Origin of the sequence: Sulfurimonas crateris, assembly GCF_005217605.1 — a bacterium.
Classification (GTDB): Bacteria; Campylobacterota; Campylobacteria; order Campylobacterales; family Sulfurimonadaceae; genus Sulfurimonas; species Sulfurimonas crateris.
On record NZ_SZPX01000004.1, the window covers coordinates 66,215 to 87,414 of the forward strand.

19 protein-coding genes are annotated in these 21,200 nt (G+C 39.6%); 12 read left to right on the forward strand and 7 right to left on the reverse strand.

The features are described 5' to 3' along the window. Positions 1-5: 5 nt before the first annotated feature. The gene (gene htpG, locus FCU45_RS05750; RefSeq protein ID WP_137013225.1) at positions 6-1,898 is read right to left on the reverse strand and encodes a molecular chaperone HtpG; all 1,893 of its coding nucleotides are present in this window, start codon (positions 1,896-1,898) and stop codon (positions 6-8) included. Between the two features lie 287 nt (positions 1,899-2,185). Here htpG and FCU45_RS05755 point away from each other — a divergent pair, with 287 nt between their 5' ends. Both FCU45_RS05755 and FCU45_RS05760 read left to right on the forward strand, forming a co-directional pair. After that, positions 2,186-3,013, forward strand: coding sequence for a universal stress protein (locus FCU45_RS05755; protein ID WP_170175834.1), 828 nt, complete (start codon positions 2,186-2,188; stop codon positions 3,011-3,013). 7 nt (positions 3,014-3,020) lie between these two features. After that, positions 3,021-3,332 (forward strand): hypothetical protein, encoded by a 312-nt coding sequence (locus FCU45_RS05760; protein ID WP_137013229.1) that lies wholly within the window; start codon positions 3,021-3,023, stop codon positions 3,330-3,332. On the opposite strand, the gene FCU45_RS05765 is transcribed toward FCU45_RS05760, so the two are convergent. Next, positions 3,329-4,726 (reverse strand): MBL fold metallo-hydrolase RNA specificity domain-containing protein, encoded by a 1,398-nt coding sequence (locus FCU45_RS05765; protein WP_137013231.1) that lies wholly within the window; start codon positions 4,724-4,726, stop codon positions 3,329-3,331. The two genes, FCU45_RS05760 and FCU45_RS05765, sit on opposite strands and share 4 nt — an antisense overlap. 101 nt (positions 4,727-4,827) lie before the next feature. On the opposite strand from FCU45_RS05765, the gene FCU45_RS05770 reads away from it, so the two are divergent. Continuing rightward, complete coding sequence (locus FCU45_RS05770) at positions 4,828-6,771, forward strand: ABC-F family ATP-binding cassette domain-containing protein (RefSeq protein WP_137013233.1); 1,944 nt, start codon at positions 4,828-4,830, stop codon at positions 6,769-6,771. On the opposite strand, the gene FCU45_RS05775 is transcribed toward FCU45_RS05770, so the two are convergent. Continuing rightward, positions 6,755-8,101: a class II 3-deoxy-7-phosphoheptulonate synthase gene (locus tag FCU45_RS05775; protein WP_137013235.1), complete on the reverse strand. Its 1,347-nt coding sequence runs from the start codon at positions 8,099-8,101 to the stop codon at positions 6,755-6,757. The two genes, FCU45_RS05770 and FCU45_RS05775, sit on opposite strands and share 17 nt — an antisense overlap. Before the next feature lie 163 nt (positions 8,102-8,264). Here FCU45_RS05775 and FCU45_RS05780 point away from each other — a divergent pair, with 163 nt between their 5' ends. From FCU45_RS05780 to FCU45_RS05820, 9 genes are all read left to right on the forward strand, one after another. Next, a complete protein-coding gene (locus tag FCU45_RS05780; RefSeq protein WP_137013237.1) occupies positions 8,265-9,179 on the forward strand; it encodes a GGDEF domain-containing protein in 915 nt (304 codons plus the stop codon). Further along, entirely contained in the window at positions 9,179-9,829 is a 651-nt protein-coding gene (locus FCU45_RS05785; RefSeq protein WP_137013239.1) for a CvpA family protein, read from the forward strand. The genes FCU45_RS05780 and FCU45_RS05785 overlap by 1 nt, the downstream gene beginning before the upstream one ends. Before the next feature lie 2 nt (positions 9,830-9,831). Beyond that, a complete protein-coding gene (locus tag FCU45_RS05790; RefSeq protein WP_137013241.1) occupies positions 9,832-10,305 on the forward strand; it encodes a Fur family transcriptional regulator in 474 nt (157 codons plus the stop codon). Positions 10,306-10,327: 22 nt separating this feature from the next. Continuing rightward, positions 10,328-11,842, forward strand: coding sequence for a lysine--tRNA ligase (lysS, locus tag FCU45_RS05795; RefSeq protein ID WP_137013243.1), 1,515 nt, complete (start codon positions 10,328-10,330; stop codon positions 11,840-11,842). Positions 11,843-11,951: 109 nt separating this feature from the next. Continuing rightward, on the forward strand, positions 11,952-13,199 hold the full coding sequence (locus tag FCU45_RS05800; RefSeq protein ID WP_137013245.1) for a serine hydroxymethyltransferase: 1,248 nt from the start codon (positions 11,952-11,954) through the stop codon (positions 13,197-13,199). Positions 13,200-13,213: 14 nt separating this feature from the next. Further along, on the forward strand, positions 13,214-13,756 hold the full coding sequence (locus FCU45_RS05805) for a DUF1882 domain-containing protein (protein ID WP_137013247.1): 543 nt from the start codon (positions 13,214-13,216) through the stop codon (positions 13,754-13,756). An 88-nt stretch (positions 13,757-13,844) separates the two neighbouring features. Beyond that, positions 13,845-14,501, forward strand: coding sequence for an SPOR domain-containing protein (locus FCU45_RS05810; protein ID WP_137013249.1), 657 nt, complete (start codon positions 13,845-13,847; stop codon positions 14,499-14,501). 16 nt (positions 14,502-14,517) lie between these two features. After that, on the forward strand, positions 14,518-15,921 hold the full coding sequence (locus FCU45_RS05815; protein ID WP_137013251.1) for an anthranilate synthase component I family protein: 1,404 nt from the start codon (positions 14,518-14,520) through the stop codon (positions 15,919-15,921). Next, positions 15,922-16,713, forward strand: coding sequence for a shikimate dehydrogenase (locus tag FCU45_RS05820; RefSeq protein WP_137013253.1), 792 nt, complete (start codon positions 15,922-15,924; stop codon positions 16,711-16,713). It abuts the gene before it with no gap. Here FCU45_RS05820 and hypF read toward each other — a convergent pair. The 4 genes from hypF to FCU45_RS11645 all read right to left on the reverse strand — a co-directional run bounded on the left by hypF (position 16,693) and on the right by FCU45_RS11645 (position 21,160). Further along, positions 16,693-18,927: a carbamoyltransferase HypF gene (gene hypF, locus FCU45_RS05825; RefSeq protein ID WP_137013255.1), complete on the reverse strand. Its 2,235-nt coding sequence runs from the start codon at positions 18,925-18,927 to the stop codon at positions 16,693-16,695. The two genes, FCU45_RS05820 and hypF, sit on opposite strands and share 21 nt — an antisense overlap. Beyond that, positions 18,927-19,268 (reverse strand): hydrogenase/urease nickel incorporation protein HypA, encoded by a 342-nt coding sequence (gene hypA, locus FCU45_RS05830; RefSeq protein WP_137013257.1) that lies wholly within the window; start codon positions 19,266-19,268, stop codon positions 18,927-18,929. Before hypA ends, hypF begins: the two co-directional genes overlap by 1 nt. Next, the gene (gene hypE / locus FCU45_RS05835) at positions 19,269-20,261 is read right to left on the reverse strand and encodes a hydrogenase expression/formation protein HypE (RefSeq protein ID WP_137013259.1); all 993 of its coding nucleotides are present in this window, start codon (positions 20,259-20,261) and stop codon (positions 19,269-19,271) included. It lies immediately after the preceding gene. An 89-nt stretch (positions 20,262-20,350) separates the two neighbouring features. Continuing rightward, positions 20,351-21,160, reverse strand: coding sequence for an HNH endonuclease (locus tag FCU45_RS11645; RefSeq protein WP_223175810.1), 810 nt, complete (start codon positions 21,158-21,160; stop codon positions 20,351-20,353). Between the last annotated feature and the right edge of the window lie 40 nt (positions 21,161-21,200).

Genomic DNA, 21,200 nt, shown 5'->3' on the forward strand with positions numbered 1-21,200 from the left:
AGGCTTTACACAGCCTTAGTTATGATTCTGTTTAGTCTTGTTATAAAGCCTGCTGTATCATCAAGTTCTAGACCTTCAAAAAGTTTTGCTTGATCTAGTAGAACATGAGCCGCATCGCTTATGAGATTTTGATCCGAAGAGTTTTTCAGCTTTAAGATAAGCTCATGTTTAGGATTTATCTGCAGTATTGGAGCAGGTGCCGGAGCAACGGTATTTTGTCCCATCTGCTTCATCATCTGAGCCATCATATAAGCAGGATCCTCTTTATCCTCTTTTAGCTTTACTGGAGACTCTACAAGATCAAAGGTTACCTCTACAGATTTTACGCTATCACCCAAAGAGTCTTTGAGCTCTTTTACAAGTCCTTCAAACTCCTTAGCGCTCTCTTGCTCTGCTTTTTTCTCATCTTCATTCTCGCCGAATTTTGCATCACTCACATGAACAAACTTATACTCTTTATACTCTGTGATCATAGGGAAGATAATAGTGTCAATCTCTTCATTTAGAACAAGTACGTCAATTCCGCGTGATTTAAATCTCTCCAGAGCAGGTGAGTTTTTAAGCATTGAGAGCGAAGTTTTACCGGTGATGTAATAGATCTCTTTTTTCTCTTCATCTACATTTTTGAGGAAATCCTCAAACATTACAGTCTCATCCGATTTGAGAGTGTTGAACTTCATCAGCTCCAAGATCTTCTCACGATTGCCATAATCACTATAGAGTCCCTCTTTTAGTACATTTCCAAACTCTTTAAAGAAATTTTCATATTTATCTTTTTCATTCTTAGCCATCTTTGCAAGTTCGGAGAGAACTTTTTTAACAGATGCGTTTCTAATTTTTGCCATTACCGCATTTGACTGCAATATCTCCCTTGATACATTAAGAGGAAGGTCTTTAGAGTCGATGACACCGCGCAGGAATCTCATATAAGTCGGCATAAGCTCTTTTTCATCATCCGTGATAAATACACGGTTTATATAGAGTTTAATTCCCGTCTGATAATCAACTCTGTAGATATCCATCGGCGCTTTTGATGGGATATAAAAGAGAGTCGTGTACTCTATTGCTCCCTCTGCTTTGTTGTGCATCCAAGTAAGAGGTTCCTCCGAAGAGTGTGCGATGGAGCTGTAGAAATCTTTATACTCTTCATCTTTTATCTCACTTTTTGATATCGTCCAAAGAGCGTTTGCACGGTTAATCTGAACGTTCTCTATCTCATTTTTTGACGGCTCTATCTCATTGCCATCATCATCTTTTTTTGCAGGGATATACTTCTCTTTATCCATAAAGATCGCAAAAGGGATGTGGTTTGAATACTTTTTAATGATATTCTCAATTCTGTAACTGTCCAAAAACTCTGCATCGTCATCATTTAAATGCATAATAATAGTCGTACCGTGAGAATCTCTTGTAGCTTTTTCTATCTCAAACTCGCCATCACCCTTGCTTGTCCAGAGATACGCCTGCTCTTCGCCCGCTTTTTTTGTTATAACTTCTACAGAGTGTGCGACCATAAAACAAGCATAGAAACCTACACCGAACTGACCGATAAGATTAGAATCTTTTTTCTGATCTCCAGTCATCTGCTCTAAAAATGCTTTTGTACCTGATTTTGCTATGGTACCCAAGTTGTTCATGAGGTCTTGCTCATTCATGCCAATACCACTATCTTTAATAGTCAGAGTCTTTGCATCTTTATCAGCAACTATATCTATTCTCGGTGAGAACTCAACGCCTTTATATGCATCGTCCGTTAATACAAGCATATTTAACTTATCAAGCGCATCTGACGCGTTGGATACTAACTCACGAATAAATATCTCTTTGTTTGAATATAGTGAGTGTATCATAAGATTTAATATTTGATTTGCTTCTGTCTGAAACTGATGTTTTGCCATCTTTTGAATCCTTTTAAGTTAAAATTTTAAGAAATATTAGCAAAAAAAGTTAATAATTGCAAATTATATCAACTAACTTAAGTCTATATGACTAAACTATATTTAGTATATCTACTAAATATAGCAGTGATGATATTAAAAGAACTCTGTTATATTTTTTGAGCTATTTTTTTCTAACGTAACAATAACTCCAATATAAATTAGATATAATGACGCGAGAACGGTATGTCTTGTTTTATTTATGTCAATATGATAAAACTACAATATTATTTACTTTTGGAGTCACTATGAAGAAATTCACAACATTGGTCGCTATAGATTTTTCAAAAAGCAGTTATGTCGTTTTAGAAAAAGCGCTTGATTTTACAAACAAAAGAGATGGTGAACTTCACGTTGTTCACGTGGTAGAGAGCTCATTCTTTTCAAAAAAAGAGGATATAGACGCTGTGCATGAGCGTAGATATACTGAACTAAGCAAGAATTATAGTGAAATTAAAAAAGAGAACTTTCACTGTGTCAGCGGCAAAATAAAAGTTGAAGTCGCTAACAGTGCAAAGCTATTAGACGCGGATCTCATCATTATGGGCAACAGCGGTGAGACACACTTTTTAAATGAATTTATTATGGGTTCACATACAAAAGAGATAATAAAAAATGCTCAGACTCCTATTTTGGTAATGAAAGATGAGCATGAGCTAGAGTATAAAAACATCTTGGTATTAACCGACCTCTCTGATGACTCTGCTGCTGCAATCAAAAAAGTAGCCAATTTTTTTCCAAACTCAAAAATAACTCTGCTTAACCTATTCTATCTTCCGAGTGATGATAAGTTCGGTCTCTTTGGTTTTGAAGAGGATGACCTTGAGAAATACCAAGCTCGCATAAAAGATGAGTCTCAAAAAAATATAGACGCTTTCTTGAAATCTTTATCTATGCCAAATGAGCTAGATATATCTGCCTCAGCAATTGTAAGCTCTTTAAATCCTAAAAAATTCAAAGAAGAGGCTTCGGATATAAGCTACGATATGCTTTCAATCCACGCAACGCAAAATGTAAGCTTTTTTGCTTTTGATATTTTAGAGCAGTCAGATGTCGATGTTTTTGTTGTAAAATAGATAAACAGTGCAAGAGGAGTTTATAGAGCAGATAGAGCCAACACCGACACTTCATTCAAAAAAGTGCAGGTTTACAGCTCTGGCATTGAGGCTCTTTGTGCAATATACTACGATCTTTTCTGCTCTAGCCTCTTGGTATCTATACGACTACTTTATAGCTCTGCTTGCTTTAGTTCTTGCTTTTATCATTATGGGCATCATCCGCTCAAAAATTCGCAATACCGCCATACCTTTTTCTCAAAGAGAGTATCAATACAGCGACAGAGAGATCGCCGAGTGGTACACGGCAAAAATGCTATGCTATGAGGAGAGCGCCTAAAGCGCAACCGAGTTTCCAACCTCCATAATATGACTCTCGTGACCAAGCTCATTCTTTATAGCAGTTGCAAATATCTCCATCTTATCTCTCTCACCGTGAATAAGATATAGTTTTTTTAGATTCTTAATTGAACTCATCCAATCAATTAGCTCTTTTTGGTCTGCATGAGCTGAAAAGCCGTTGATCGTGTAAGTCTTAGCCTTTACGACTATGTCTTCTCCGTATATTTTTACACTTTTTTGTCCGTCTACTATGCTTCTTCCAAGTGTTCCCGTAACCTGGAATCCGACAAATATGACTGCATTTCTGCTGTTCCAAAGCCTGTGCTTTAAGTGGTGCATAATACGCCCGCCGTTACACATACCGCTCCCTGCAATTATTATAGAACGCTCTTTTACTTTGTTTATAGCCATTGACTGGTCTCTTGTGGTTGTCGTCTCAAGCCACGCAAATGAAAAAGGATCTTCTCCGTTTCCGGTTGAGTATTCCAACTCATCGCTTAGATGCCCTGGGTATTTATTGTAAAGCCTTGTCGCTTTTATGGCAAGCGGACTATCTAAGAAGATTCGGCATTTTGGCAGCTCCCCGTTATCGTGCATCTCATGTAGAAGCCAAAGAATCTCCTGTGTTCTCTCCAGTGCAAAAGATGGTATCAAGACCGTGCCGTTATCTTTTAGCGTAGTTATAACCGCCTCTTTAAACTCCTCTACACTCTGATCTAGCGGCTTATGTCTGCGGTCTCCGTATGTAGACTCTATAAAGAGAGCATCAGCTTCCTCAATTTTATCACGCTCATCTATTATCAGCCTCTCAGGAGAGCCCAAATCTCCAGAAAATATAACTCGTTTATGCTGATTCTCTTCCTGATAATCTATTATTGCAAAAGCACTTCCCATAATATGACCTGCATTTCCAAAAGAGACTCTTATATGCTGTTTTAATTTATGCTCTTCGAAATACTCAAGCGTAGTCCATTTTTTTGCAAAGACCATCTTTACGTCATCTTTTGTATAGAGCGGCTCTTGGACACTCTCCTCTTCACCGCGTCTGCGAGCTTTTTTGCTTATCGTTTTATACTCTTCTTGCAAAATTCCCGCACTGTCTAAAAGCATGATCTTAGCAATATCACGTGTAGCCTTTGTTGCAATTATCCTGCCTTTAAATCCCTCCTTAAAAAGCTTTGGAACTCTTCCGATGTGGTCGAGATGTGCGTGCGTCAAGATAAGATAGTGCAACTCTGAAGGATCAAAGCCAAACGGCTCATAATTTTTCTTGCTTCCGCCGTTTCCCTGAAACATCCCGCAATCGATCAAAATTTTTATAGAGCCTACTTTAAGAAGATGACACGAACCTGTTACCGTCTCAGCTGCTCCGTAAGATATTACTGTAGCCATTTATGACTCCTGTTTTTTATAAGGTCATAGATTATATTCAAACTTTTCTATTATGAAACTTATACTATAATTGCGTAACAATTAAGGGATACAAAGACTTCATGGCACTCATAGATCTACTAAACATATCAAAACATTACGAAGCTCAAAAAATATTAACCGAAATAAATTTTCATGTTGACGAGGGGGAGAGAATCGTAATCATCGGAAAAAACGGAAGCGGCAAATCAACGCTGATGAAAATTGTCAACGGAACGCTTGAGCAAGACAGCGGCGAGAGGATCATCAGGCAGAATCTGGAAGTAAAGATGCTTGACCAAAAACCTAACTTCAAAGAGAGCCATACAGTTAGGGAAGCGGTTGAGGCAGGACTTAAAGAGTTAAACTCTGCCAAGCAGAGATACAATGAGCTCTCACTCAAACTTGCGGATGATTTTGAGAACAAAACACTCTTAGAGGAGCATGAGAAGCTATCACGCTATATTGAGCATCACAACGCATGGAATCTAGATGACAAGATCGAGAGGATAATCCAGCATTTTGATCTAAAGCAGTATGAGAACAAACTTGTAGTCATGCTTAGCGGAGGGGAGCAAAGAAGGGTCGCTCTTGCATCACTGCTGCTTCAAAAACCGGATATTCTGCTTCTTGATGAACCGACAAACCACCTTGACGTATATATGGTCGAATTTTTAGAAGAGCTGCTTTTAAAAGAGAAGTTTACCCTTGTTTTTATATCGCATGACAGATACTTCATCGATAGAGTCGCTACAAAGAGCGTTGAAGTAGAGGATTGCTCACTTAGAGAGTATAGCGGCGGTTACAGCAACTATCTTGAACAAAAAGAGGAGTATATGCGAACGCTGGAGAAGCAGCATGAAAATCTGCTTGATATTCTAAAGAGAGAAAATGAGTGGTTCTCAAGAGGTGTTAAGGCCAGACTTAAGAGAAACGAAGGCAGAAAAGAGCGGCTTATGACTCTTAGAGAAGAGGCAAAAACAAACCCCTCCAAGATAAAAAAGATGACTCTGGAGCTTGAGCGCGAAGCAAAACACTTCAACCGAGACAAGAGTGTCAACAAACAGAAAATGCTCTTTGAAGTGGAGCATCTAGGACTAAAGCTTGGAGACAAAGAGCTTTTAAAAGATTTTAGCACAAGGATCCTGCAAAAAGACGTTATAGCAATAGTAGGACCTAACGGAAGCGGAAAATCAACACTTCTCAAAGCTCTTTTAGGACGCATAGAACCTACAAGCGGAGCGATAAAGAGAGGGGAGTTTAAGATAGGATACTTCGATCAGCACCGAGAGATGTTAGATGATGAGAAAAATCTTATAGAGACATTCTGCCCGCATGGCGGAGACAGAGTAAGCGTGCGTGGGCGTGATATGCATGTCTACGGCTACCTGAAAAACTTTCTCTTTCCAAGAGAGTTTTTAGATAAAAAGATAGGAATACTAAGCGGCGGAGAGAAAAACCGCATCGCTCTTGCCCTGCTCTTTACAAAAAATGTAGATATTCTCATCCTTGATGAACCGACAAATGATTTAGATATTCCGACTATCAATATCTTAGAAGAGCAGCTTATAAACTTCAGCGGAGCGGTAATCATCGTTAGCCACGACAGATATTTTGTAGATAAGATCGCCAAAAAACTCTTCATCTTCAAAGATGACAAACATATCGAAGAGAGCTACCAGAGCTATAGCGAGTATCTTGAACTAGAACGTGAGATAAAAGAGCTTAGCAGCATGGAGCAGGAGAGCAAACAGGCAGAACCAAAAGCAAGAACGAGCAAGCCAAAAGAGCTGAAACTAACCTACAAAGAGAAGATAGCTCTAGAGAAACTGCCTGTAGAGATTGAGAAGCTTGAAGCTAAAATAGATGAGAAAAACAGCTGTCTTGCAGACCCTTTATGTTACGAAAAGATAGGCATTACGCAACTTGCGCGTGAGCTTGAAGATCTGAAAAATCTTTATGAAGAAAAAGTGGAGGAGCTTTTGGATATTCAGGCTAAAGAGGAGGAGATCAACCTCTCTCTTTAAGCGTGTCTGCAATTAAAAATGCCAACTCCAGTGCTTGATCGGCATTTAAACGAGGGTCACAGTGAGTATGATAACGAGAGCTTAGATCCTCTTCGGTTACTATAAACGAACCGCCGATACACTCTGTCACGTTTCTTCCGGTCATCTCCAAGTGAACACCGCCTGCAAACGTACCTTCAGACTTATGGACTTGGAAAAACTGCTTCATCTCTGTAAGAATAGAGTCTACCGGACGTGTTTTAAAGTTGTTTGATGATTTAATAGTGTTTCCGTGCATCGGGTCACAGCTCCAAAGAACTTTTTTGCCCTCACGCTCAATTGCGCGTATAAGCTTAGGCATACCATCAGCCACCTTGTTTGCACCCATTCTTACAATTACGTTCAGACGACCTGCCTCATTGTTCGGGTTTAAAATATCGCAAAGCTTTATAAGGTCATCAGGGTCCATTGTAGGTCCTGCTTTAACACCTATAGGATTGTGAATACCCTTCATATATTCAACATGAGCACCGTCGATCTGACGGGTTCTGTCACCGATCCACAACATATGCGCAGATGTGTCATACCAATCACCCGTTATTGAGTCTTTTCTTGTAAAAGCCTCTTCATAAGGAAGCAGAAGCGCTTCATGAGATGTATAAAAATCGGTTTCACGTAGAGTTCTTTGAGTTTTTGACGTAATTCCGCACGCCTCCATAAACTTAAGCGACTTGCCTATCTCTTCTGCAAGATCTTCATATTTTTTACTTATCTCGCTCTGATGTGTAAAGTCAAGGTTCCACTGATGAACTTTATGAAGATTGGCAAAACCGCCGGTTGCAAATGCACGTAAAAGATTAAGTGTCGCAGCCGACTGGTTATATGCTTTTATCATTCTCTGGGGATCTGGAGTTCTTGCCTCTGCAGTAAAATCAACACCGTTTATAATATCGCCTCTGTAAGAGTCAAGAGTCACACCGTCAATAGTCTCATTGTCGCTTGAACGAGGCTTTGCAAACTGTCCGCCAACGCGCCCTACTTTGACAACCGGAAGACCGCCCGCATAGGTCATCACAACAGCCATCTGAAGAATTGCTTTGAATGTATCACGGATATTTGTAGCATGAAACTCGCTAAAACTCTCGGCACAATCTCCGCCTTGAAGTAAAAAAGCCTTCCCCTCTACAACATTTGCCAGCTGGCTTTTAAGCGAACGTGCCTCACCTGCAAAAACAAGCGGCGGATAATCTTTTAGTTCTGCCAAAACTCTATTTAATTCATCTATATTTGGATATGTTGGCTGCTGCACAATAGGCTTTTGCCTCCAACTAGAAGGAGTCCAGATACTCATTATAAAACCTTTTTTTCTTTATATTCAAATTTTTTTGATATTCTACATAATAGTAACTAAAATAGCACTGATTACTTAGTTTAAAAACAATTAAAAGAGCATAAAAGCTTTTTTTTATGCTTAAAAGTGTATAATGCACCATATTTTTTAATGGATGCACATTATGGAAAAAAACGATTTAAAAGCACTAATAGAAGAGATTTATGAAAATCTGCTCGAACGTATTAACTCAGATGAGAAAGCGACAAAAGGGCAGATAATTAGCTACTTAAAAGATGCTATTGAGGTCGTTTCAAATATCAACGACAAAGATATCGACTCCATAGAGCATGCAAAAGAGGCTTTCAACAACTCCTACAAAGAGCTTGTAAAGCAGAGTTTAACCTCTTACAAAAACACAAACGACAAGTTTGGAGAGCTCACGCAGCTTAACAAAGAGACTATGGATCAATGCGGCGAGAAGCATATAAACCTTGAGACTCTGACAAAAAAATTCAATGAAATCCAGACTCATATGACCGAAGAGGTCAAAAAAGCAAATGAAGTGATCTCTGAGCTCTCGAACAAGGTAAAAGTGCTTGAGCAGACCTCAAACCTTGATCCTCTCACAAAAGTTCTAAACAGAAGAGCTCTTATATCCTACCTCAAAGATGTATGTGCAAACAAAGATATTCCTTACAGCCTGCATGTTTTGATGATAGATATCGACAACTTTAAATCTATAAACGACAACTATGGCCATATTACGGGCGATAAGATCCTTATATTTATCTCAAATATCCTTAGAAAAGCGCTAAGAGACGGAGATAAGATTTTCAGATTCGGCGGAGAAGAGTTTACGATCATACTAAACAGAAATAGCGATGAGCAGTCTGAAGCTATAGCGAACAGACTCTTGAAGCTAATCAGCTCAAACAACCTAATATATATGGGTCAAAAAATATCTATCACCGCAAGCATAGGATTGACTAAATTCCTACAAAACGACACTCCAGATTCACTTATGCAAAGAGCTGACAAAGCTCTGTACGCTTCTAAGAACAATGGCAAAAACATGGTGTCTAAGGTCTGCGAATAATGGAATTCAGCTATTTTGACATTGTAATATCTATCATAATCCTATTTTTAGGACTTAAGGGGATTATAAACGGGTTTTTTAAAGAGCTATTCGGGCTTTTGGGGATTGTCGGCGGTATTTTTATAGCTTCTAGAGTAGGAGATGATGTCGGGCAGCTTATAAGCGACTCTGTATTTAAGTTTGAGAACAGTGCTGCTATCGGCTTTACCGGCTTTTTAGTTACTCTGGCTATTTTTTGGCTTTTAATGGTTGTTGTCGGTCTGATCTTCAAAAAGCTAAGCTCTGTTAGCGGTCTTGGTATATTTGACAAGATCCTCGGATTCATCTTTAGTGCAGGCAAGTTCTTCCTTATTGCTGCCGTTATCTCATACGCTGCATATAATATCAAGGCGATGAGAACAAATATCGACTCTATGATGCAAAACAGTTTTGTATTCCCTGTGCTGGTTGAAGTGGGAAGCGTCATTATGAAACTTGATCCTGCTGAGATATCAGAAGATATAAACACTACCATACAAAAAGGCTCTCAAGCGGTTCAAGAGAGCATAAACGAAAACATTAAAGAGTCTACTGCAAAGATCATAGATGACGCGAAGAAGAAGATAAGCCAGAGCTCTGAGCAGAACTTGTCCACTAAAGAGGAGCAGTAACTATGTCTGAGATAACAACCGACTTTAATGATAAAACAGTCGCTTATAAACAGCTTCTTGAGAATTTCAAAACACTTCTAAAAAAGAACAATCTTAAGTTCACTATTCAAAGAGAGGTTATTTTAGAGACTCTTTACAACTCTGATGAGCACCTGACTCCAGAGGCTCTTCACAATCTTATTCAAGAGAAGTTTCCGGACCTAAAGACAGGGATCGCCACCGTATATAGAACTCTCTCTCTTTTGGAGGAGTCGGATATGGTCACCTCTTTATCTTTTGGAGCTCAGGGGAAAAAGTATGAACTCGGAGCAAAGCACCACCACGACCACTTTATCTGCACCGTCTGCGGAACAATTATAGAGTTTGTTGATGAGCAGATAGAAGAGAGACAGCATAAGATAGCCCAAGAGCTAGGATTTGAGATGCAGGATCACTCAATGCAGATATACGGCATCTGCAAAGATTGTAGAAAATAACAAACGATTAAAGGAATAACTATTGGTTTTTGACAATAAATTTATACAACTAAGAATAGAAAAAGCAGAACTTCTTAAAAAAGATGGAATAAACCCCTACTCTAACGACTCAAAAAGAAGTACGACGATCGAGAAATTTTTAAATGTAAACAGTGATATTTTTCACGAAGAGAACAAAAGAGATGAGAAGCGTCACTACGTAGTGAGCGGGCGTATAAAGTTTTTTAGAGTTATGGGAAAAGCAAGTTTTATAAAGATCGAAGATGAGAGCGGGATGCTTCAAATCTATGTTGCAAGAGACAATCTAGCAGAAGGTTTTTATAACGATGTGTTTAAGAAAAATATTGAAGTAGGCGACATCGTAGAGGTTGTAGGCTATCCTTTTGTAACAGGACAAGGAGAGCTCTCACTCCATGCAGATGAGTTAAAACTGCTAACAAAAGCGATATCTCCGCTTCCGGAAAAATTTCACGGTGTAACTGATAAAGAGATCAGATACAGAAAAAGATATCTCGATCTTATCATGAACGCAGATGTCCGCAAAACATTTAAGATACGCTCTAAAGTTATCTCTCTGACCCGCCGTTTCTTTGAAGACAAAGGCTTTTTAGAGGTTGAAACTCCTATGATGCACCCGATTGCTGGCGGAGCAAACGCTAAGCCGTTCGTTACACACCATAATGCTCTTGGTATAGACAGATACCTGAGAATCGCTCCTGAGCTCTACCTCAAAAGACTTATCGTAGGCGGATTTGAGGCTGTTTTTGAGATAAACCGTAACTTTAGAAACGAGGGGATGGATGCTACTCACAACCCTGAGTTTACATCTATTGAGTTCTACTGGGCATACAAAACCTACAAAGATCTCATAGAGATAACAAAAGAGTACTTTAGATACCTTTTTGACCATCTAGATCTTCCTACACAGCTTCCTTACGGAGATCTGGAAGTTGACTTTAGCAAGTTCAGTGAAGTGCCGCTTATAGAGTCGCTATTCACTATCGGTGGGGTTCCGCAGGATATAGTAAACGACAAAGAGAAGATTATTGCGTTCTTAAAGAGCAACAATGTTCAAGTAAAAAATGGTTTAAGTCTGGGTCAACTCCAAGGCGAGCTTTTTGACGAATATGTTGAAGAGAAACTCATCAACCCTACTTTTATTACCGAATACCCTGTTGACATATCTCCGCTGGCAAGAAGAAGCGATGCAAATCCTGAAATTACGGAGCGTTTTGAGCTCTTTATTGCAGGGCGCGAGATTGCAAACGCATTTAGCGAGTTAAACGATCCTGTTGATCAATATGAGAGATTTAAAGCTCAGGTTGAATCAAAAGAGAGCGGCGATGATGAAGCGCACGAGATGGATCTGGATTTTGTAGAAGCACTTAGCTATGGAATGGCTCCGACCGCAGGACAAGGCATTGGAATAGATAGACTGGTTATGCTTTTGACAAATGAGCACTCGATCAGAGACGTTCTACTCTTCCCTGCAATGAAACCGATACATACAGAAGAAAAACAAGAAGAAAACGAGTAAGTAAATGGTTTTATCTGACACGAATGTGTCAAGCTTCAGTGCCAAAGCGGCTAGCGTAGCGAAAGGAATTACTTCCTTTCGCGTTTTTAAATTAATAAAAGGATAATAGATGAGTTTTTTACAAGAGTATGACAAAGAGATATTTGATCTGTGCGAAAAAGAGTTAGAGCGCCAGACTGACCATTTAGAGATGATCGCATCTGAAAACTTTACACTTCCTGCAGTTATGGAAACTATGGGTTCTGTATTTACAAACAAATATGCTGAGGGTTATCCGGGCAAACGTTACTACGGCGGATGTGAATATGCTGACGGCGTTGAGCAGTTGGCGATTGACAGAGCATGTAAGCTTTTTGGATGTAACTACGCAAACGTACAGCCTCACTCAGGAAGTCAGGCAAATGCTGCAGTTTATGCAGGTCTTTTAAAAGCAGGAGACAAACTTCTTGGTATGGATCTTAGCCACGGCGGTCACTTGACTCACGGAAGCAAGCCAAGCTTCTCAGGACAAAACTACTCAAGCTTTACATACGGTGTTGAGCTTGACGGTCGTATGAACTATGAGAAGATCATGGATATTGCAAAAGCTGTTCAGCCGAAGATTATCGTTTGCGGCGCTTCTGCTTATGCAAGAGAGATAGATTTTGCAAAATTCCGTGAGATCGCTGACGAAGTTGGAGCTATACTGTTTGCAGATATTGCCCATGTTGCAGGTCTTGTTGCAGCAGGTGAGCACCCTAGCCCGTTCCCTCACGCTCATGTCGTAACTACAACGACTCATAAAACTCTTGCAGGTCCAAGAGGCGGTATGATCATGACAAATGACGAGGAGATAGCTAAGAAGATGAACTCTGCTATCTTCCCTGCTCTTCAGGGCGGACCGCTTGTTCACGTTATAGCTGCTAAAGCTGTAGGGTTTAAGTACAACCTCTCTCCTGAGTGGAAAGATTATGCCAAGCAGGTAAAAGCAAACGCGAAAATCCTTGGAGAAGTACTTGTAAAAAGAGGTTACGACCTTGTGAGCGGCGGAACTGACAACCACTTGGTTCTTCTCTCTTTCTTAAATCGTGATTTCTCAGGTAAAGATGCGGATATCGCTCTTGGAAATGCGGGCATTACCGTAAATAAAAACACTGTTCCTGGCGAGACAAGAAGCCCGTTTGTTACTTCAGGTATCCGTATAGGAAGCCCTGCTCTGACTTCAAGAGGAATGAAAGAGAAAGAGTTTGAATTTATTGCAAACAAGATAGCGGATGTTCTTGATGATATTAACAATACAGAGTTGCAGGCAAAAGTAAAAAAAGAGTTGAAAGAGCTGGCTCAAAACTTCGTAATTTATCATCAATCAACTTATTAAGGTCGGTTGTTAAAATGACAGTATCAGATTTAAACCTCATAAAAATGGTAAACGACCACTACTGGATCAAAAGAGACGAAGTAGTGGAGAAAATTCTGTACAAAGGGCGCACCTTTTACAACAAGTTTGAAAAAGTAAATGCTGTGTTATCCCAGTCTGTCATCAACCAGCATATAAAAGGCGACATAACAGTAGCACACTCTCTTATCAACAAAAATAACAAAGTTGAGAATATCGTGATCGACTACAACGGAAGAGACCCTGAGCGTTTTTATCATAAGACACAGCTTCTTCTTCGCGAAGAGGGCTTTATAAACTTTACCGCCTACAAAACAAAAACAGAGGGTCATCTTCACGTCTATATCCACAAAGGCCATACAACGCTGCAAGAAGCTATACAGCTTGGCAAAATGATAAGCATGAAGCTCGCGGCAAAACAGCCAAAACAGTGGAGAATGTTTCCAAATCCTGATCTGCCCGATGAGTACAATATTCTAACACTTCCTTACGAAGTGTATGCAAAAGAGCGCGGAGCATCTTGGTCAAAGCACATGTAATGGAATAGAGTATGCTTTTTGACAAAAAAGAGTACTCATAAACAAGTTTTGGGTATTATTATGAGAGAAGAATTATAAAGGAGTGGTTATGGAAGAAAAAAATGAACTAAATGATATTATCTTAAATAAAGGTGGTTCATCCGCGGGAAATAAAAAGATAATTTTAGCAGTAGCGACACTTGGTGTTGTTTTAATAATTGTTGTTATGCTGATGAACACCCTTACATCAAGCGGCACTGACAATCTGCCTCAAGCCGTTCTTCCTCCTCAGCCTCAAAAAGAGGTTCAAACACAAAATGACGAGCCTCTTTTTGAAGATGTTACCGTTGTTCAAGAGAGCGCTCCCGAGAGCACATCGTTAGATGAGATCGCTCAAAAATTAAAAGAGGAGAGCTCAAAAGAGAATCTTCAAACTGTAGAAAAAGAGAGTGTTGAGCCTGCTCCCGTGGCACCAAAAGTCATAGAGACCAAAAAAGTAGCAGCTGAACCAAAGAGTGTTGCTCCTGCAACTTCGGGTGAGTACTATATCCAAGTCGGTTCATTTGCAAAGTACGAGCCAAATAAAAAATTTCTAGACTCTATTTTAAACCTTGGGTACAAATATAAATTTCATAAAGTGACCGTAAACTCTAAGACTTTAAACAAAGTTCTAGTCGGACCTTTTGTCAATGAAGCAGAAGCAAGAAAGGCGTTAATTCCGGTTAGAAAGTCTGTTGAAGCAGGTGCTTTTTTAACTAGAATATAGCCAGATAAGGTTTTTTTTGATTTACTCTAAACAATTTATTCAAGACCAGTTAGCTCCTGTTGCTATCTATGCGAAACTAAAGGAGATCTTCAAAGATGAGATCTCCTATCTTTTTGAGAGTGCCGGAGGAAGCGAAGGAAACTACAGCTTCATCTGCATCGGTGCAAGAGAGAGAGTTCAGTATATAGACGGAAAAACCATATATACAGATGCTGAAGGTTTAACACACACAAAAGATGAGTCCCCTTTTACTTTCTTAAAAAATTACTACAAAAATATTGATACAGACATCTATAAAAAAGCATCCGCTGAGCTGAAAGTAGGTTATGTGGACGGCTTTATAGGCTATATCGGTTATGATATGGTTAAAGTTTTTGAACCAAAACTACATAACACAATGGATGATCTTAGAGATGAGCTAAACACTCCTGACCTTGACCTGATACTTCCAAAAATCATTCTTGTTTACTCTCACAAAAACTATCAACTCACACTTATAAGCACTCAAGAAGAGATGAGCAAAAAATTTGATATGATCGAAGCTGAGCTAAAAAACGCTTACGAATATGTTCATATGAAGCGAAATATCGGCAATGACAAAGGAAGCTTTGCATTCTCAAAAGAGCAGTTTTTTGAGATGGTTGAGAAATCAAAAGAGATGATAAGAAGCGGCGACGTTTTTCAGATACTTATGACAAACCGCTTTACAAGAAATATACATGTAGATCCTTTTAGCTTCTACAGAATTCTTAGAAGCAAAAACCCATCACCATATATGTTTTTAATGGAGTATGAAGATTTTAACATAGTCGGCAGCTCTCCTGAGGTTATGGTAAGGCTAACTGGCGGCGAGCTTCTTCTTCGTCCGATTGCAGGTACAAGAAAAAGAGGCGCTACAAAAGCAAGAGACAAAGAGCTTGAAGATGAGCTTTTGGCAGACCCAAAAGAGCTCTCAGAGCATCTCATGCTAATCGACCTTGGCAGAAATGACGTCAGCCGTGTTGCAAAAACTGGAAGCGTAAAAGTTGAAAATATGATGCATATAGAGAGATTTTCCCATGTTATGCATATAGTCTCCGATGTCACCGCTACGCTTGCGGACGACAAAGATATGTTTGACCTCTTTATGGCTACATTTACGGCTGGAACTATGACGGGTGCGCCAAAGATAAGAGCGATGGAGCTTATTGCCGAGTATGAAGGGCTAAAGCGCGGTTTTTACAGCGGAAGTGTCGGCTACTTCGGGTTTGATGGCAATATGGACAGCGCAATTACAATCAGAACTGCTCTTGTAAAAGATGACAAAGTTGTTCTTCAAGCCGGTGCTGGTGTAGTTGCAGACAGCCAAAACGAATTAGAATATTTGGAAGTTAAAAACAAACTCGGCGCACTTGTCGCTTCGCTGGAAGATTTAGACTAAATGAAATTATTTGCCATCTTTGGCGACCCTGTTGCGCACTCTCGCTCTCCGCTTATGCACAACTCTGTATTTAAACATCTAAACTACAAAGCCTGCTACACAAGAGTTCATCTGACGGATGGCTCAAAACTAAAAGAGACTTTTTTCTCCCTAAGCCTTAGCGGAGCAAATATTACCGTTCCTCATAAAGAGGCGGCGTATGAGGCTTGCGATGAAGTAAGAGGCTTTGCCAAAAAAGTTGGAGTCGTAAACACTATCGTAAACGAAAACGGCAAACTTATAGGCTACAACACCGATGCTGACGGTTTTATGTTTGCCATCAAAGAGTTTGGCGCTATTAAAAATATTTTAGTTCTTGGTGCAGGCGGAACGGCAAAAGCGCTCTGCGCTAGATTTATGGAAGACGGCATAAAAGTAAGTGTCCTAAACAGAAGCCAAAACAAACTTGCTTATTTTAAAGAACTTGGTTGTGAGTGCTTTGGCTGGGAAGATTTTGAACTTAAAAAATATGATCTGGTTGTAAATACTACAAGTGCCGGGCTAAAAGATGAAGAGCTACCATGTCCATCAGGTTTGCTAGAAAACATTTTAGACAACAGCTCATTTGCGGCAGATGCCATCTACGGCAAAGTAACACCGTTTTTAAAACTTGCAAATAGCAAAAGTATAACATCTAAAGACGGTGCAGACATGCTTCTAGCTCAGGGTATTTTAGCGAATGAGCTTATGGTAAAAAATGAGCTAAAAACAGAAGATATTAAAAACTACATGTCAAAGAGTTTCGAACTCTGAGGCAGCGGCTATTGCCTGTCCGTAGGCAATTGAGGCGTCATTGCTTACAAACATCTCAGGCAAGATTACATCAGGGATTTTTTGCATAATCAGTCTTAAAAGCACTCTGTTTTGAAACACTCCGCCGCCTAAAACCAGTGGCAAATCATACTTTTTGTGCATCTCGCAAATTATCTCAACTATCGTGTTAAAAAATTTAGAAACCGCAACACGACTGTTTTCTTCATCTAAAATCTGCCTAAATATTTGGCTGAAATCTATCTCGCCCTCTTCTATGCCAAAGAGATAACTCTCAAAAATATTTTCATCATAGAGGCTCTCCAAAAGCAGTCCGCTCTCGCCCTCATAACTGCAAACCTGAATAACATCTAAGATTGATGCCACTGCATCAAAAAGTCGTCCGCACGAGCTTGAGAGCGGTGTATTTAGACTATTTTTATATGCCGTGTAGAGTGTTTTTTTCTCGGTTGCTGAGAATGAGCTTGTTGTCGCATTATCTAACGCAAAAGTATCCTCGCCGTATATCTCAAACAAGAAGCTAAGAGCGACTCTCCGCGGCTCTTTTATCGCCCTCTCACCGCCAAGAAGTTTAAAGTATTTAAAGTGTCCTACTCTCTCATAACTCTCTAAGTCGCAGACAAAAAACTCTCCGCCCCAAAGGTTGCCCTCATCGCCGTATCCGGTTCCGTCAAAACTGACACCCAGAACTTTTGTCGTTATGCCATTTACGCCCATAGTTGCCAAAATATGCGCGTAGTGGTGCTGAACTTGAAGCAACTCTATGTCTCTGTTTTGCGCCACCAACTCTTTTGCGTATTTTGTCGACTCATGGTTTGGATGTTTATCACAAACTACCACATCAGGCTCAAACTCATAAATCCGCTTCAACGTCTCTATGTGCGATTTGTAATGCTCTATGCTCGACAAACTTCCCAAATCCCCGATGTATGGCGATAAAACAACACTCTGCCCGATAGTAATAGCCACACTGCTCTTCTGGTTTGCTCCAAGTGCTAAAATCTTCTTGTCTGTTTTATGAGGAAGTTTAAGATAGAGAGGCGCGTATCCTCTTGCATCTCTTAGCATAAATGTTTTCTCACCTTCGACAAAGGCTACCGAATCGTCACAGCAGTTCAGTATCTCTCTGTCGTTATCCAAGCAAAAGTCCCAAATGCCGCGAAGCCTCATAATCTCATCATAACTTTTGCAAAGCGGCTCATCTGAGACGTTCGCACTTGTCGCGACTATTGGTCTGTTCAACCTTTGTAAAATAAGATGATGAAGCGGAGTGTATGCCAAAAAAAGCCCTATTTGGTTGATATTTGGAGCGACATGTTGGCTTAGAGCGTTATCTTCTCTTTTTTTAAGCAGAACAATAGGGCGTCTGTTTGAGCAAAGAAGCGCCTCCTCTTTTTCGTTTATAGAGGCAATATTTTTTGACATGTAGATATCTTTTACCATCACTCCAAAAGGCTTTGAGGCTCTTTGCTTTCTCTCTCGCAGAAGTTTCACAGCTTCATCATTCGTAGCATCACAAACCAGATGATAACCCCCTATTCCTTTTACGCACAAAATCTTCCCCTCAGTTATAAGCTCGACAGCTTTATCTACGATGTTTTCACTCTCTATCATATTGCCGCTGTTATCAAACAAAGAGAGTTTTGGTCCGCACTCATGGCATCCAATGGGCTGAGCGTGGTAGCGTCTGTCTTGTGGATTTTTATACTCTTGTGCACACTTTTCACACATTGCAAACTCATCCATAGAGGTATGTTTTCTGTCGTAGGGAAGATTTTTTATGATGCTAAAACGGGGTCCGCAATTTGTACATGTAATAAACGGATACCCAAATCTGCGGTTGGTTTTATCGTGAAGTTCACTCTCACATTCACTGCACATTGCAATGTCAGGTGGAATATGGCTGGAGAGATTTTTGGCACCTTCGCTCATCTCTATGCTAAAACCGTCAAACGATTTTGTTTTTTTTACTTGAGTTATTTTTATGGAGTCTATTTCACTCAGCGGAGGTTTGTTGTCTCTTATCTTTTTTACTAACTCATCCAGCTCTTCTTTTGTAGCGTCAAGAAGTATCAGCACACCGTAACCGTTGTTTGATACCTCTCCACTTAGCCCGGATGAAGCGGCAAGATTGTAGATAAAAGGGCGAAATCCGACACCCTGCACAACGCCTCTTATCTCAATGCTCCATATCACTACTCTAGCTCCAAACTCATCAAATACATCTCTTCGCCATCAAGAACTTTTATGTCAAAACTGCCGCATTTTGGGCAGATAAACTCATTTTTCTCAAGCTCTTCCTCCACGCCGCAGACGTTGCAGTGGACTTTTACTTTTTGAAGATTTAAAACCAGCTCCGCATCATTACATACCGTGCCAAGCCTAAACATCTCGTAAGCTTCACGCAGAAGATGCGGCTCAACTCCGCTGAGAGTGCCGATTTTAACGACAACTTTTGTCACTTTTTTTGCATTGTTTTTTCTTGCATGCTCCTCGCAGCTATCAATGAGCGATTGAACGATGCTGTACTCATGCATTTAGCAGATCCTAGGGAGAAGCTCACCGGTTGGGACGTCCAAAAACCTCTGCGTTCCCCACGCCGAATTTATAATGACTTTTTTAAGATGCTTGTCGGTAACTTTGCCGATGATAGAGGCATTTTTATTAAATGTTTTTAAAATCTGCTCTGCCCTTTTAGATTCCTCTTTGTTCACTGCGAGCAAAAATGTCCCCTCGTTTGCCAGAGACATCGCTTCAAACCCCAAAAGCTCACAAAGCCCCATAACTTCATCGCTTGTAACGATTTTTTTCTCATCTATCTCTATACAAATATTTGACTGCCTCGCCCACTCGTTAAGAGCCGCACTGACACCACCGCGTGTCGCATCGCGCATAGCCGTAATCTTTACGCCCTCATCTATAAGACTCTTCACAACAGGAAAAAGAGAGGTGCAGTCACTTTTAAGCGCAGAGCTGAGTTCTATGCCCTCGCGAGATGCAAAGATGGTAGCTCCGTGGCACCCGATATCTCGGCTTAGAAGTATGACATCATCCTCGCTTATGCTGTTTGAACTGATGCCTCTTTGTAAAATCTCCCCGATACCTGTCGTGTTTATAAATATCCCATCCACACTGCCGCGAGGTACAACTTTTGTATCTCCGCTCACGACCTGCGCGCCGTTAATTAGCAGCTCTTTTTGCATGGATGAGACTATGCGCTCAAGCTTCTCTACACTAAAACCCTCTTCGATTATCACGCTACATGTAAGATATTTCGGCTTAGCACCCATCATGGCAAGGTCGTTGCATGTTCCGCAAACTGCAAGTTTGCCTATGTCCGCACCTGCAAAAAAGAGCGGAGTGACCGTGAAGCTGTCGGTTGAAAATGCCAAAGTGCCGCCCTCTATCACCGCCGCATCTTCGCTTTTGTCTAGGATGTCGTTTTTAAATGCTTTGTAAAAAACTTTAGAGATTAGCTCGTTGTTTTCTTGCCCGCCGTTACCGTGTGCTAAGGTTATGGTTTTAGTCATAATTTAACTCCCCTTCCACTTATATTCTAATATAACTTTGCGTTTTTTTCTACTTAAAAATCTTCTTCTAAAATCTGTTTTTTTGATTTCTATTCAGATTCTCTATCGTTGATAAAATTTGATATTTCTTCAATGCTAAAATTAGGATTTTTACGATGTATCATAGCATGACAATTAGGGCAAACGGGTCTTAAATCATTTATTGGGTCTAACTTATACTCTTTCCTTATTTCAGATAATGGTTTGATATGGTGAACATGAATAAAGTTTTTTCCAATATCTCCATATACTTTTTTAAAATCAAAACCACAAACATAACATTGATAGCCGTAATAATTTATGCACTTTTGTCTGCCTATTTGATCTCGCTCATAAAAATTGATTGTAACTTGTTTGACACTTCCCTCGACATAAGTTTGATTACTATTAGTATCTACTTCGTCTGGATATATAATTTTATTAAGGTTTTCATTTTCTAGAATTTTAATATTGTAGTTTTGTTCTTTTGCAAAGCGAATCATATTATCAATATTTCCACTACTATTACCCCATTGGGTAGTAAAATATAATTCCTCTTCATTATAAGGGGTGGAAACACCATAATTTCCTATTCCAAAATATCTTTCATCTTTTTTTGAATCTTTACCTGCATGGTTGTTATACCAATTATAAAAATCTTTTTTATTGAAAATAACTTTTCTTTTACTCCTCAATCCAGATAATTGTTTATGAATAGAAGCATTATTAAAGATTTTTTGTAATTCTTCATAGCTTTTGTTCGGATTCACTCTTAAATAATATTTAAAAATGTCATAACAAAGTCTCCCTAAACCATTTCCATTGTCACCTGCAACATTACCATTTTTTTTATATTCTTTATTGTTAAATACTATTTTCATAACATCTCTCTTGCCCTTTATTTTGTTTAATCATCATACA

What these genes read in the sequence shown, in the direction of transcription:
- htpG (WP_137013225.1), bottom strand. Translation starts at nt 1,898, where the DNA reads ATGGCAAAACATCAGTTTCAGACAGAAGCAAATCAAATATTAAATCTT.
- FCU45_RS05755 (WP_170175834.1), top strand. Translation starts at nt 2,186, where the DNA reads ATGAAGAAATTCACAACATTGGTCGCTATAGATTTTTCAAAAAGCAGT.
- FCU45_RS05765 (WP_137013231.1), bottom strand. Translation starts at nt 4,726, where the DNA reads ATGGCTACAGTAATATCTTACGGAGCAGCTGAGACGGTAACAGGTTCG.
- FCU45_RS05770 (WP_137013233.1), top strand. Translation starts at nt 4,828, where the DNA reads ATGGCACTCATAGATCTACTAAACATATCAAAACATTACGAAGCTCAA.
- FCU45_RS05775 (WP_137013235.1), bottom strand. Translation starts at nt 8,101, where the DNA reads ATGAGTATCTGGACTCCTTCTAGTTGGAGGCAAAAGCCTATTGTGCAG.
- FCU45_RS05780 (WP_137013237.1), top strand. Translation starts at nt 8,265, where the DNA reads ATGGAAAAAAACGATTTAAAAGCACTAATAGAAGAGATTTATGAAAAT.
- FCU45_RS05785 (WP_137013239.1), top strand. Translation starts at nt 9,179, where the DNA reads ATGGAATTCAGCTATTTTGACATTGTAATATCTATCATAATCCTATTT.
- FCU45_RS05790 (WP_137013241.1), top strand. Translation starts at nt 9,832, where the DNA reads ATGTCTGAGATAACAACCGACTTTAATGATAAAACAGTCGCTTATAAA.
- FCU45_RS05800 (WP_137013245.1), top strand. Translation starts at nt 11,952, where the DNA reads ATGAGTTTTTTACAAGAGTATGACAAAGAGATATTTGATCTGTGCGAA.
- FCU45_RS05805 (WP_137013247.1), top strand. Translation starts at nt 13,214, where the DNA reads ATGACAGTATCAGATTTAAACCTCATAAAAATGGTAAACGACCACTAC.
- FCU45_RS05810 (WP_137013249.1), top strand. Translation starts at nt 13,845, where the DNA reads ATGGAAGAAAAAAATGAACTAAATGATATTATCTTAAATAAAGGTGGT.
- FCU45_RS05820 (WP_137013253.1), top strand. Translation starts at nt 15,922, where the DNA reads ATGAAATTATTTGCCATCTTTGGCGACCCTGTTGCGCACTCTCGCTCT.
- hypA (WP_137013257.1), bottom strand. Translation starts at nt 19,268, where the DNA reads ATGCATGAGTACAGCATCGTTCAATCGCTCATTGATAGCTGCGAGGAG.
- hypE (WP_137013259.1), bottom strand. Translation starts at nt 20,261, where the DNA reads ATGACTAAAACCATAACCTTAGCACACGGTAACGGCGGGCAAGAAAAC.
- FCU45_RS11645 (WP_223175810.1), bottom strand. Translation starts at nt 21,160, where the DNA reads ATGAAAATAGTATTTAACAATAAAGAATATAAAAAAAATGGTAATGTT.